Genomic DNA, 12,484 nt, shown 5'->3' on the forward strand with positions numbered 1-12,484 from the left:
CAGGGCGATTTTCGCGTCGCGACCCAGGAGACAATAAACAATGAGTCAAGCGATCGAAATCAAGGTGCCGGATATCGGCGATTACACGGATATTCCGGTGATCGAGGTACTGGTGAAAGCGGGCGATACGGTTGAGAAAGAGCAATCGCTCGTCACGCTCGAATCCGATAAAGCGACCATGGACGTGCCGAGTTCGGCAGCCGGCGTCGTGAAGGAAGTGAAGGTCAAGGTTGGCGACAACGTTTCTGAAGGAACGTTGATCGTCGTGCTGGAAGGTGGCGAGGCGGCCGCTCCTGCTGCTCCCAAGGCTGCTGAAAAGCCGGCTGAACCGGCCAAGGAAAAGACCGCGGAAACCGCTGCGCCAGCGGCATCCTCGGGCGGCGGATCGGTTGAAGTGAAGGTGCCGGATATTGGCGACTTCAAGGATATTCCGGTTATCGAAGTGAACGTGAAGATCGGCGACAAGGTCGAGAAAGAGCAATCGCTCGTCACGCTCGAATCCGATAAGGCCACCATGGACGTGCCGTCGCCCGCAGCGGGCACGGTCAAGGAACTCAAGGTCAAGGTTGGCGACAACGTGTCCGAAGGGACATTGATCGTCGTGCTGGAAGGCGGGGCTGGCTCATCGGCACCCGCCGCTGCACCTGCCGCGCCGAAAGACGAAGCGCCGAAGCAGGAAGCACCCAAGGCGGCTGCGCCCGCTCAAGCCGCTCCGGCTCAGAAAGACGCGCCGTCCGCACTTGCGCTCGCTCCGGCAATTCCCGCTGGCGAAGGCGGTGCGCGCACGTCGAGCCATGCATCGCCTTCCGTGCGCAAGTTCGCGCGTGAACTCGGCGTGGATGTATCGAACGTTTCGGGCACCGGTCCGAAGAGCCGCATCACGCAGGCGGACGTCACCGCGTTCGTGAAGGGTGTGATGACGGGTCAGGGCAAGGCGCCGGCTGCGGCTGCAGCAGCGCCGGCAGGCGGCGGCGAGCTGAACCTGCTGCCGTGGCCGAAGGTCGATTTCACCAAGTTCGGTCCGGTCGATCCAAAGCCGCTCTCGCGCATCAAAAAGATTTCGGGCGCGAACCTGCATCGCAACTGGGTCATGATCCCGCACGTCACCAACAACGACGAAGCGGACATCACCGACCTCGAAGCGTTGCGCGTGACATTGAACAAGGAAAACGAAAAGGCCGGCGTGAAGTTCACCATGCTCGCGTTCGTGATCAAGGCGGTCGTTGCTGCGCTCAAGAAATTCCCGACGTTCAATGCGAGCCTCGACGGCGACAACCTCGTCTTCAAGCAGTATTACAACATCGGTTTCGCCGCCGATACCCCGAACGGCTTGATGGTCCCGGTGATTCGCGACGCCGACAAGAAGGGTCTTGTCGATGTCGCCCGCGAAATGGCCGATCTCTCGAAGGCAGCACGCGAAGGCAAGCTGAAGCCGGATCAGATGCAAGGCGGATGTTTCTCGATCTCGTCGCTCGGCGGGATTGGCGGAACGCATTTCACGCCGATCATCAACGCACCTGAAGTGGCCATTCTCGGATTGTCGCGCGGCGCGATGAAGCCGGTCTGGGACGGCAAGGCGTTCGTGCCGCGGCTGATTCTGCCTTTGTCGCTGTCTTACGACCATCGGGTGATCGACGGCGCCGAGGCCGCGCGGTTCAATGCCTATCTTTCTGCTGTGCTGGCGGATTTCCGCCGGGTGAGTCTCTGATTTTTTGCGCCTGGCGGCCCGCTTCGCAGTGGTCCGCCAGCCATCTCGTCGAACTCGCTTTGCATGGCATCAAGGCAAAGACAGGCAAGTCTGCCGACGGCAGAACCGATCGCTTTCGCTTGAACGCTTTCGCAGGTTCTGCCCGCTTCTCATTTAGGGGACACCATGAGTCTCACCGAACTTAAAGTACCCGATATCGGCGATTTCAAAGACGTCGACGTCATCGAAGTCAATATCAAAGCCGGCGATGCCATCGAAAAAGAACAAGGCGTCCTGACTCTCGAATCCGACAAGGCTTCCATCGAAGTGCCGAGCGATCTCTTCGGTACGGTCAAGGAAGTCAAAGTCAAAGCCGGCGACAAAGTCTCGCAAGGCACCGTGATCGCGACCGTGGAAACGGCGGATGCGGGCAGCGAAAAGCCGGCGGAACAACCCGCTGCGCCGGCCAAGGCCGAAGCGGCAGCGCCGGCGCCTGCGCCGAAAGAAGCCGCTGCGTCCAGGCCTGCCGAACAAAAACCCGCAGGCGGCGGATCGCAGGACGTGAAGGTACCGGACATCGGCGATTTCACGGACATCCCGGTCATTGAAATCCACGTGAAGGCCGGCGATACGGTCGAGAAAGAGCAGTCGCTCGTCACGCTGGAATCCGATAAAGCCACCATGGACGTGCCGTCGCCCGCAGCGGGAACGGTCAAGGAAGTGAAGGTCAAGATCGGCGACAACGTCTCCGAAGGCTCGCTGATCCTGACGCTCGAAGGTCAGGGCGGTGGCGTAAGCCAGGTCGAGGAAAAGCCGCAGCCCGCCGCGCCGCAGCCCGCCGAAAAGGCAAGCGCTGCGCCCGCGCCGAAGGCCGCATCGTTCTCCGGTTCCGCTGATATCGAGTGCGACATGCTCGTGCTGGGCGCGGGTCCCGGTGGGTATTCGGCAGCGTTTCGCGCGGCGGACCTGGGTATGAACACGGTCATCGTCGAACGCTATGCAACGCTTGGCGGCGTCTGCCTGAACGTCGGCTGCATTCCGTCGAAGGCGTTGCTTCACGCTGCATCGATTACCGAAGAAGCCAAGGCGCTCGCGCACCATGGCATCTCGTTCGGTGAACCGACTATCGACCTCGACAAGCTGCGCGACTTCAAGTCGGGCGTGGTCAAGAAACTGACCGGTGGGCTCGCCGGAATGGCGAAGGCGCGCAAGGTCCAAGTGGTGACGGGCGTCGGCAAGTTCGTCGGCCCGAACCACATGGAGATCGAAGGCGAGGGCGGCAAGAAGGTCGTGCAGTTCAAGAAGGCGATCATCGCGGCCGGTTCGCAAGCCGTGAAGCTGCCGTTCATGCCGGAAGACCCGCGCGTTGTCGACTCGACCGGTGCACTCGAATTGCGCCAGATTCCGAAGCGCATGCTGGTGATCGGCGGCGGCATCATCGGCCTGGAAATGGCGACGGTGTACGCGGCGCTCGGTGCGCAGATCGATGTGGTCGAAATGCTCGATGGCCTGATGGCCGGCGCCGATCGCGACCTGGTGAAGGTGTGGGAGAAGTTCAACGCCAAGCGCTTCGCGAACGTCATGCTCAAGACGAAGACCACGAAGGCGGAAGCCCGGGAAGACGGCATCTACGTGAGCTTCGAAGGCGAAAAAGCTCCCGCCGATGCACAGCGCTATGACCTGGTGCTCGTGGCTGTAGGCCGCAGCCCGAACGGCGGCAAGATCGGCGCGGACAAGGCGGGCGTGGCGGTGACGGATCGCGGTTTCATCAACGTCGACAAGCAGTTGCGCACGAACGTCGAGCACATTTTTGCCATCGGCGATCTGGTCGGTCAGCCGATGCTCGCGCACAAGGCGGTGCATGAAGGCCACGTTGCAGCCGAAGCCGCGCATGGCGAGAAGGCGTACTTCGATGCGTTACAGATTCCGTCCGTCGCCTACACCGATCCCGAAGTGGCATGGGCCGGCAAGACCGAGGATCAGTGCAAGGCCGAAGGCATCAAGTATGGCAAGGCAGTGTTCCCGTGGGCTGCATCGGGGCGGGCGATTGCCAATGGCCGCGACGAAGGGTTCACCAAGCTCATCTTCGACGAAGAGACGCACCGGATCATCGGCGGCGGGATCGTGGGAACGAGCGCGGGCGACCTGATCAGCGAGGTGTGCCTGGCGATCGAAATGGGCGCGGACGCGGAGGATATCGGCAAGACGATCCATCCGCACCCGACGCTCGGTGAATCGATTGGAATGGCCGCCGAGTTGTACGAAGGCGTGTGTACCGACCTGCCGCCGCAGCGCAAGAAGTAACGGCCGGCAGTCGAATGCAAAAGCGGCGCGTTCTGCGAAGAACGCGCCGCTTTTTCCTGTCTTGCCACACTTCCCGAAGAGCGTAAAAAAACCGCTCGAGCGTGAACTGGAGCGGTTCTTTTTGCTACGCGACTTTCAAGCATTTACGCGAATCTTTTCGGATGCAAATGCTCGAACTACATCGCTTAAGCAGGCTTCTTTACGGCAGCGCGCGAAGCTTGAGCGGTTGCCTGCGATGCAGCCTTCGTGGCGGCTGTAGCGGCTGCGTTGAAGTTACTTTCCGCGATTTCAACGGCTTGCTTGCTTGCCTTGTGAATGGTTTCGTACGTGGTGTTGGCGGCGGTAATGGCCGACTTCATCACGGCGACAGCCGTTTCCGAACCTGCTGGTGCGTTCTTGGCAACGTTGTCGACAAGTGCCTGCACCTTGCGGTTCTGGTCTTCGTACTGGGCTTCGGCAACGCGTGCGAATTCAGCTTGCGTGGACGATGCGATCTCATACAGGTGGCGGCCATACGACAGCGCCTTTTCGGCAACCGGCTGAGCCAGGCTGGCTTGCAGTGCGAGCAGTTCTTGCGCGTCCTTCACCGACAACACGCGCTGCGTGTTTTCCTGGCTTTCAGCCAGCGTCGACTTTACGACTTGCAGGTTCAGCTCAAGCAGCTTTTCCATACCTTCGAATGCCTTGTTCGTCAGACCGAACAGCATGTCGAATTGGGCTTTGTTTGCAGCGGCGATTTGTTCCGGGGTCAAAAGGGTCATGTCACGCTCCTGAAAGTCGACCCATCATCAGCGCGGGTCGTGGGTTTTGGCGGCGCCGGATCTCCGGCAGCCGTATGAGGCGAAACAGCTATTGGTGCGTCGCAACATGGAACCATTCTAGGCATATTCCTAAAGATGTCAAGCGTCTTTTTGTGCGTCGCAGCATGGGATGAAATGTTATTAAACAACGGCTTACGTAAGCTAAGTTGTTCTATGGAACCATATTTCGAGATGGAAGGCACCAGTTTGGGGCGACGGGCGCAAACGATTCCGATGCTAGGATCACGCGTCGACAAATTGGAATTCCGTTTCAATGAAGGCTTATTACAGCGACCGCTTCGTGCTGCCCTTGCCATCCGGTCATCGCTTTCCGATGCAGAAGTACCGGATGTTGCGCGAACGCGTCGAAGCCGAGTTGCCGGATGTCGAACTGGACGAGGCGCCCATCGCGTCTGATTCGGATCTCGAGCGCGTGCATGCCGCGGATTTCGTCGCTCGGGTTGCGACGGGTTTGCTGAGTGCGCAAGAGCAGCGGGAAATCGGTTTTCCATGGTCGCCCGAAATGGTCGAACGGTCGCGGCGGTCGGTGGGTGCGACCATCGCGGCATGTCGCGCGGCGCTGCGGGACGGATTTGCCGCGAATCTGGCTGGAGGCACGCATCATTCGTACGCGTCTCGCGGCGCGGGATTCTGTGTCTTCAACGACGCAGCCGTCGCGGCCCGCGTCATGCAGTCCGAGGCGCTCAAGCGGGGCGAGGACATGCTGCAAGTTGCGATCGTCGATCTGGACGTGCACCAAGGCAACGGCACGGCGGCTATCTTCCAGGACGATCCAAGCGTCTTCACGCTGTCCTTGCATGGCGAGTCGAATTATCCGTTCAGCAAGGAGACGAGTGATCTCGATGTCGCGCTGCCCGATGGCTGCGACGACGCCAACTATATGGAAGCGCTGGAAAAAGCACTGGCGACGATGTTCGATCGCGTTCAGCCGGCAATGCTTATCTATCTGGCGGGCGCCGATCCCCACGCGGGTGATCGCCTGGGACGGCTGGCGCTGTCAATCGATGGATTCGCCCGGCGCGACTCATTGGTGTTCGCTATGGCGGCCAAGCGCGGCTTGCCGGTTGCGATTACGATGGCGGGCGGTTATGGCCGCGACATCGACGTGACTGTCGATGTGCATCTGCAAACCATCCAGCTCGCCGCGGTCGCGGCTGGTTTGAGTAGGGCAGAGCATGCCGGGCTTACCGGCGGGGACGGTTGATTTGAAAAGGTTTGAAACGGTGTACACCAAAATTGTTAAACCAACGTTAACATTCGAAGTGGGCTGAAAATCGTCATAGTTTGTATGAACAAAAACTCGCGAACTTGGTCGAACCGCCGGTCGCTTTACTCGCAGTTACGGATTACCTGAACACTCACTTCTGTTGATTCACTCGCTTTTGGCGAAATTTCGCTTTTAAGGTAGCACGCATGTTTTTCGCGGACGCCCTCCAAGCTGCCTCAAAAAGTGCCTTAAGTTTCACGAACTATTGCCGTTAGTTCGTTGATAGCCAAAGCTCTGCAATTACTTATGATGATCAAAACGATTGTGCTGATTGTCATGTTTTCTTACGATTAGGCCCTGAAACGTGTCCGGCTCCAAGGATCGTCTCTTACAATCCAGTTTAAGTACTGCCCATAAGTGCTTAATATTGCTAATTTTTCGAAGCTTTACTACACTGGCGACACTCTCTCGCCGGTCCAGAACAGAACACTAATGAAAACCGAAATGTTTTCGTCGCTCAGGGTGATCCACGGCGTTGCAGTCCGCACTGCGCTGTCGGTTGCCGTGTCGGTGGCGCTCGCGACGTCTTTCGCAGCCGCACCGGTCGACGCTTTAGCCAAGACCCCAACATCAAAAACCGCAAAAAAATCCACCAAGCCGGCCGCTGCTGCCGCGCCGCAAGCAAAGTCCGCCAAGCTGTCGAAGGTCGGCGCGCGTGCGCCCAAAGGCGCAAAGACGGCTAAAGTCGCTGCTGCTGCTCCCGCCGATGACGATGCAGTGCCCGCTGCGCGCGGTACCCGCCGGCATCGGGTGAGCTACCGGATGGATGCACATGGCCGTCGTGCCGCCGTGCGTTCGGTTGCGTATCAGCCACGCCCGCCGACCGTCGGACAGGCGTTTGGTTTGCATGAAACGCCAGATAGCCTTGCGCTGCGTTCGAGCGTCGCATACGTGGTCGACCAGAACACGTCCGAAACTCTCTTCGATAAAAACTCGCGCGCCGTCGTGCCCATCGCCTCCATCACGAAGCTGATGACCGCCATGGTCGTGCTCGATTCGAAAGCGCCGCTGACGGAAGAAATCGACGTCACCGACGAAGACCGCGACTACGAGAAATACACCGGCTCGCGCTTGTCCGTCGGTTCTGAATTGAATCGCGAAGACATGCTGCATATTGCGCTGATGGCATCGGAGAATCGGGCCGCCGCAGCGTTGTCGCGTTATTACCCGAATGGCCGGCCGGGTTTCATCGCTGCGATGAATGCGAAGGCGCGGATGCTAGGCATGACCGACACGCACTTCGAAAATTCGACCGGATTGACGAGCCTGAACGTGTCGAGCGCACGCGATCTCGTGAAGATGGTCAACGCGGCGTATCAATATCCGCTGATCCGGAAGTTCTCGACCGATCGCAGCTACGACGTATTCACCGGCAAGCGCAATCTGGCTTACAACAGCACGAATGCCTTGATTCGCAATCCGAGCTGGGACATCGGCTTGCAAAAAACCGGCTTCATCAACGAGGCGGGTGAGTGCCTCGTGATGCAGACGACTATCCACGGCCGTCCGGTCGTGATGGTACTGCTGGATTCGTCGGGCAAATATTCACGTTTTGCCGATGCCGGGCGTCTGCGCGGTTTCCTCGAAACCGCTGGAGAACCGCAAATCACCAGCGCCGATGCCGGTGGCGGTGGTACCTGATCTGCGAGGACGCCAGAAGCGTAAAAAAGCCGGTTTATCGAAAGATAAACCGGCTTTTGCATACCTGGCCCGAACAGACGGCGTGTCTAGCGCTGCTGGGAATCGGCGCTTGGTTCCGGCCGGTACCCCAGCGAACGCGAAATCTCGAGCGCGGTCCCGCTCAACTGGTTCAGCCAAGAATCCTGCAGCCGGTCTGCCGGCGCGGACAGCGATAAACCCGCGACGAGCCGGCCGGTATCGTCGTAGATTCCTGCCGCGATACAGCGCACGCCGAGTTCAAGTTCCTCGTTATCCCGCGCGCATGCCTGGCTGCGTACGAACGACAATTCGCGCTCCAGCTTGGCGAGATCCGTAATGCTGTTTTGCGTGTGGCCGGAGAGGCCGGTGCGCGTAGCGTAGGCGCGGACTCGGGCGGATTCGTCGGCCGCGAGAAAGAGTTTCCCCACCGATGTCAGATGCAAGGGCGCGCGTCCGCCAATGGCACGCACGACCTGCATGCCCGAACGCTCCGAATAAGCCCGTTCTATATAGACGATTTCGTCGCCCTGACGCACCGACAGGTTCACGGTCTGCCCGGTTTCGCGATGCAGTTCGCGCATGGGCGGCATGGCGGCTTCCCGAACCGACAGCCGCGCCTTCACCAGATTGCCGAGTTCAAGCAGACGCATGCCGAGCCGGTAAGTGCCTGGATCGGAACGGTCAACCAGCCGGCAAGTCACCATGTCGTTCAGGATGCGGTGCGCGGTCGAAGGATGCAGCGACGTGCTCTGCGAGAGTTCTTTGAGACTGACGGGATCGGTGTGCGCGGCAAGCGCATCGAGCAGGCGCATCATGCGCTCGATCACCTGAATGGACGTTCTGGATTCCGGGCTCGTATCGCTCATGGAGAAAATCAGTTGATACGTCAAACAGCGGAATTGTGATTGTATCTCGTATTGTGAAAAGAGCGAAAGGCGGTCGAACGCAGTCACGCTCGGGTTGTGGGCCAACGGTAACCGCAAAACAGAAAAAACCGTCCGGGATCTCATGTGGATCGAGGACGGTTTTTTGTGTGATAAGAAAGCGAGACGTCAGTGATTGCGTTCTGAAGTCTGCGGCGAAGGTTTCCCCCAGTTCGAACGGCCAACGTACGGCGTGCGCGCTTGCTGTTGCTGCGGTTGCGGTTGTGGCGCTGCGCCAGGGCCACCGGCTTGCGGCGGGCGGCCGCCTTGCGGACCGCCGCCTCCGGCTTGTTGTCCGCCGTGACCGCCAGGGGCGCCGCTTTGAGGACCGCCTCCGCCTGCTTGCTGTCCGCCATGACCGCCGCGATCGCCTCTGTCACCGCCGCGATCGCCGCCGCGGTATCCGCCACGATCACCCCGGTCGCCCCAGCCTCCAGGCGGCGGGCGCCGGTATCCGGGTCCATCGTCCCATCGCGGGCCGGGACCGCCGCCGTAATAGCCCCCGCCGATCACCACGCCTGACTGAACAACCGGCGCGCCATAGTAGCCGGGATCGTAGCCGCCAGGGTACGCAGGATAAGACGAGTAACCGCCACCCGCATAGGCGGGCGTGCCGTCGGGATAAACGGCGCAGCCCGCGACGAGCGCGGACGAAACGAGGATGAGTCCTGCGGCAGCGAGTTTCATATTTGATATTGCAAACAGTGGTTGATTACCGTATCTGACAGCATTGACGAAGGGTTGTCGCAAGAAACTTGTAAAGTTTTATCTCGCTGGTAACGCGCGCATAAAGGTCGAGACCCACTTGGGACGCGGCTTGCGCCGCATTACAACGCCGATTGAACATGCGCTGTTGACACAACTGCAACAATGCTTTGTGCCTTAACGCATTTATCGGATCAGGACTAACCCTTACAATTCAACTGTTCTGCAGTGGGCCCGTCAGCCCACGGGACACGAGAAAGGGGTTAGAAATGAAAAAGACAATATCGACCTACTGGCCTGTTGCCATGCTTGTACCGCTCGCTCTTGCGGGTTATTGCCACGCAATCCACCCCATGGTGGGAGCGGCAGCACACCCGCAAAGCGCCGCTACAGTCAGCGCGGAGTTTGCGCGTGCCATTTCGCTGGGTCTTGTAGATTCGGACAGCGCCGCACCGGCAACATCGCCGTCGGTCACACAGACGTTTTGAACAAGCGTCGTTCGGGCGCAAAAGCGACGTCCTTTGTATAATTCGGGACCGTTCGCGTGCGCTCGCCTTGAGGGGATGCGAGACGGCAGGCGGTACTTTATCGACGCCTCAAGTCAACGATATCCGGAACCCGATGAACACGATCGCCATCTGCTTTGTGTGCCTTGGCAACATTTGCCGTTCGCCCAGCGCCGAAGCGGTGATGCTTCATCAAGTGGGGAAGGCAAGACTCTCGGACCGGATCGTCGTGGATTCTGCGGGCACGGGTGATTGGCATATCGGCCAGCCGCCGGATGATCGCGCCCAGCGCGCGGCCAGAACCCGTGGTTATGACCTGTCCTTGCTGCGTGGCCGGCAAGTCGGCGAAACAGATTTCGCGCGGTTCGACCTCCTGATCGCAATGGACGATGCCAACGCTGCCGCGCTCGCAAAACTCTGCCCACCGGAATACCGCGACAAGATCCGTTTGCTCATGGAATTCGCCACGCGCGATGACAGCCGCGTTGTCGTCGATCCTTATTTTGGGGGCGATGAAGGTTTCGAGCAGGTGCTCGACCAGTGCGAGGACGCTTGCGAAGGCCTGCTGAAAGCGCTGCGCACCCAGCTGGTGTCCTAGGCGCATGGCAGCCGAGCGGGTTTCGGCCCGCGAAACGTCTCAGCAAATTCCTAATAAATGAACCTGAGATACTTGACTAAATCCGTAGGCTATTTATACTTGAGCAAAATCATCGAGTATTAGCAGTAGCCCCCGGTAGCCACAAATTATGAGACTCACCACGAAAGGCCGTTTCGCCGTCACGGCGATGATCGACTTGGCATTGCGCCAGGAGCAGGGCCCGGTGACGTTGGCCGGAATCAGCCAGCGCCAGCACATATCGCTCTCTTACCTTGAACAGTTGTTCGGCAAGCTGCGCCGCCACGAAATCGTGGAGTCGGTGCGGGGTCCGGGTGGCGGATACAATCTCGCTCGCCGTGCTGAAAACGTCACGGTCGCGGACATCATCATTGCGGTGGACGAACCTATCGATGCCACGCAGTGCGGTGGCAAAGGCGCGTGCGAAGGCACGAAGCAGCACGACGGCCATTGCATGACCCACGAACTCTGGTCCACGCTCAATCAGAAGATGGTCGAGTATCTCGACTCCGTCTCGCTGAAAGACCTGGTCGACCAGCAGCGTGCGCGCGATGGTTCGCCGGCGGTATTGCGCGATCGCCGTGCCGATACGGCGACCGTGGAGCCTGCCCGCGTGGCGCCAAAAGGACCGAATTCCGTTTTCAACCTGGCCGGCTGATGGCTGCCGCGCGTCCGTCAAGCTGACGCGGCTGTCTCGCCTAGAAAAGCCAATTGAGTCAATTCCCGGAGCAACTGATGAACAACGACATTCCCCATCTGCCCATTTACATGGATTACAGCGCAACGACCCCGGTCGACCCGCGCGTGGTGGACAAGATGATTCCGTATCTGCGTGAGCAGTTCGGCAATCCGGCATCGCGTAGCCATCAGTACGGCTGGGATGCGGAACGGGCAGTCGAAGAAGCGCGCGAGAACGTCGCGAAGCTGGTCAATTGCGATCCGCGGGAAATCATCTGGACGTCGGGCGCAACGGAGTCGGACAACCTCGCCATCAAGGGCGCTGCGCATTTCTACAAGAGCAAGGGCAAGCACATCATCACGGTGAAGACCGAGCACAAGGCCGTGCTCGATACCTGCCGCGAGCTCGAGCGCGAAGGTTTTGAAGTCACGTACCTGGATGTGAAGGACGACGGTTTGCTGGATCTGGACGTGTTCCAGGCGGCGATCCGCCCGGACACCATCCTCGTGTCCGTGATGAACGTGAACAATGAAATCGGCGTGATCCAGGATATTGCCGCCATCGGCGAGATCACGCGTGCGAAGGGCATCGTGTTGCATGTCGATGCAGCGCAAGCCACCGGCAAGATCGAGATCGATCTGCAAAAACTGAAGGTCGACCTGATGTCGTTCTCGGCGCACAAGACGTATGGCCCGAAGGGTATCGGCGCGTTGTTCGTGCGTCGCAAGCCGCGCATCCGTATTGAAGCGCAAATGCATGGCGGCGGTCACGAGCGCGGCATGCGGTCAGGTACGCTGGCGACGCACCAGATCGTTGGCATGGGCGAGGCTTTCCGCATCGCGCGTGAAGAAATGGCGACCGAAAACGAGCGCGTGCGCATGTTGCGCGACCGCCTGTTGAGGGGTCTTTCGGAGATGGAAGAGGTTTATGTGAACGGCGACATGGCAACCCGTGTGCCGCATAACCTCAACATCAGCTTCAACTTCGTTGAAGGCGAGTCGCTGATCATGGCGGTCAAGGATGTGGCGGTGTCTTCCGGGTCGGCTTGCACATCGGCTTCGCTGGAACCGTCATACGTGCTGCGCGCGCTTGGCCGCAACGACGAACTCGCGCACAGCTCGATCCGCTTCACGGTTGGCCGCTTTACGACCGAGCAGGACGTCGACTACGTGATCAATCTGTTGAAGGGCAAGATTCAGAAGCTGCGCGATTTGTCGCCGCTTTGGGAAATGCATAAGGATGGCATCGACATCTCGTCGATCCAGTGGGCCGCGCACTAAGCAGCACTTTGCGCCCCGGTTGAACGCACACGCATAC

At 59.6% G+C, this 12,484-nt stretch carries 11 protein-coding genes; 8 read left to right on the forward strand and 3 right to left on the reverse strand.

Annotated features, from left to right (window positions below; genetic code table 11):
* The first annotated feature begins 40 nt into the window (after positions 1-40).
* Together aceF and lpdA are read left to right on the forward strand one after the other, a co-directional pair.
* Positions 41-1,708: a dihydrolipoyllysine-residue acetyltransferase gene (aceF, locus tag AX768_RS05095; RefSeq protein ID WP_061999047.1), complete on the forward strand. Its 1,668-nt coding sequence runs from the start codon at positions 41-43 to the stop codon at positions 1,706-1,708.
* A 165-nt stretch (positions 1,709-1,873) separates the two neighbouring features.
* Entirely contained in the window at positions 1,874-3,991 is a 2,118-nt protein-coding gene (lpdA, locus tag AX768_RS05100) for a dihydrolipoyl dehydrogenase (protein WP_082778753.1), read from the forward strand.
* Positions 3,992-4,176: 185 nt separating this feature from the next.
* On the opposite strand, the gene AX768_RS05105 is transcribed toward lpdA, so the two are convergent.
* The gene (locus tag AX768_RS05105; RefSeq protein ID WP_061999048.1) at positions 4,177-4,752 is read right to left on the reverse strand and encodes a phasin family protein; all 576 of its coding nucleotides are present in this window, start codon (positions 4,750-4,752) and stop codon (positions 4,177-4,179) included.
* Positions 4,753-5,065: 313 nt separating this feature from the next.
* Here AX768_RS05105 and AX768_RS05110 point away from each other — a divergent pair, with 313 nt between their 5' ends.
* A complete protein-coding gene (locus AX768_RS05110) occupies positions 5,066-6,016 on the forward strand; it encodes a histone deacetylase family protein (protein ID WP_061999049.1) in 951 nt (316 codons plus the stop codon).
* Positions 6,017-6,511: 495 nt separating this feature from the next.
* On the forward strand, positions 6,512-7,720 hold the full coding sequence (gene pbpG / locus AX768_RS05115; protein WP_061999050.1) for a D-alanyl-D-alanine endopeptidase: 1,209 nt from the start codon (positions 6,512-6,514) through the stop codon (positions 7,718-7,720).
* Between the two features lie 86 nt (positions 7,721-7,806).
* On the opposite strand, the gene AX768_RS05120 is transcribed toward pbpG, so the two are convergent.
* Together AX768_RS05120 and AX768_RS05125 are read right to left on the reverse strand one after the other, a co-directional pair.
* On the reverse strand, positions 7,807-8,604 hold the full coding sequence (locus AX768_RS05120) for an IclR family transcriptional regulator (RefSeq protein WP_062000796.1): 798 nt from the start codon (positions 8,602-8,604) through the stop codon (positions 7,807-7,809).
* A gap of 186 nt (positions 8,605-8,790) precedes the next feature.
* A complete protein-coding gene (locus AX768_RS05125; RefSeq protein WP_061999051.1) occupies positions 8,791-9,348 on the reverse strand; it encodes a hypothetical protein in 558 nt (185 codons plus the stop codon).
* A 287-nt stretch (positions 9,349-9,635) separates the two neighbouring features.
* Between AX768_RS05125 and AX768_RS31890 the strand changes: the two genes are divergently transcribed.
* From AX768_RS31890 to AX768_RS05140, 4 genes are all read left to right on the forward strand, one after another.
* Positions 9,636-9,854 carry a hypothetical protein gene (locus AX768_RS31890; protein ID WP_062169747.1) on the forward strand — a complete coding sequence of 73 codons (219 nt, stop codon included), beginning with the start codon at positions 9,636-9,638 and terminating at the stop codon, positions 9,852-9,854.
* 133 nt (positions 9,855-9,987) lie between these two features.
* Positions 9,988-10,470, forward strand: a complete 483-nt coding sequence (locus AX768_RS05130; RefSeq protein WP_061999052.1) for a low molecular weight protein-tyrosine-phosphatase — start codon at positions 9,988-9,990, stop codon at positions 10,468-10,470.
* 148 nt (positions 10,471-10,618) lie between these two features.
* Positions 10,619-11,146: a Fe-S cluster assembly transcriptional regulator IscR gene (iscR, locus tag AX768_RS05135; RefSeq protein ID WP_061999053.1), complete on the forward strand. Its 528-nt coding sequence runs from the start codon at positions 10,619-10,621 to the stop codon at positions 11,144-11,146.
* A gap of 77 nt (positions 11,147-11,223) precedes the next feature.
* Positions 11,224-12,447 (forward strand): IscS subfamily cysteine desulfurase, encoded by a 1,224-nt coding sequence (locus AX768_RS05140; RefSeq protein ID WP_061999054.1) that lies wholly within the window; start codon positions 11,224-11,226, stop codon positions 12,445-12,447.
* The last annotated feature ends 37 nt before the right edge of the window (positions 12,448-12,484 follow it).

The sequence above is a fragment of the Burkholderia sp. PAMC 28687 genome, from assembly GCF_001577465.1.
Lineage (GTDB): Bacteria > Pseudomonadota > Gammaproteobacteria > Burkholderiales > Burkholderiaceae > Caballeronia.

Excerpts from the sequence above, each read along its gene's own strand:
- iscR (WP_061999053.1), top strand. The coding sequence starts at position 10,619 with ATGAGACTCACCACGAAAGGCCGTTTCGCCGTCACGGCGATGATCGAC.
- lpdA (WP_082778753.1), top strand. The coding sequence starts at position 1,874 with ATGAGTCTCACCGAACTTAAAGTACCCGATATCGGCGATTTCAAAGAC.
- AX768_RS05140 (WP_061999054.1), top strand. The coding sequence starts at position 11,224 with ATGAACAACGACATTCCCCATCTGCCCATTTACATGGATTACAGCGCA.
- AX768_RS31890 (WP_062169747.1), top strand. The coding sequence starts at position 9,636 with ATGAAAAAGACAATATCGACCTACTGGCCTGTTGCCATGCTTGTACCG.
- pbpG (WP_061999050.1), top strand. The coding sequence starts at position 6,512 with ATGAAAACCGAAATGTTTTCGTCGCTCAGGGTGATCCACGGCGTTGCA.
- aceF (WP_061999047.1), top strand. The coding sequence starts at position 41 with ATGAGTCAAGCGATCGAAATCAAGGTGCCGGATATCGGCGATTACACG.
- AX768_RS05130 (WP_061999052.1), top strand. The coding sequence starts at position 9,988 with ATGAACACGATCGCCATCTGCTTTGTGTGCCTTGGCAACATTTGCCGT.
- AX768_RS05105 (WP_061999048.1), bottom strand. The coding sequence starts at position 4,752 with ATGACCCTTTTGACCCCGGAACAAATCGCCGCTGCAAACAAAGCCCAA.
- AX768_RS05125 (WP_061999051.1), bottom strand. The coding sequence starts at position 9,348 with ATGAAACTCGCTGCCGCAGGACTCATCCTCGTTTCGTCCGCGCTCGTC.
- AX768_RS05110 (WP_061999049.1), top strand. The coding sequence starts at position 5,066 with ATGAAGGCTTATTACAGCGACCGCTTCGTGCTGCCCTTGCCATCCGGT.
- AX768_RS05120 (WP_062000796.1), bottom strand. The coding sequence starts at position 8,604 with ATGAGCGATACGAGCCCGGAATCCAGAACGTCCATTCAGGTGATCGAG.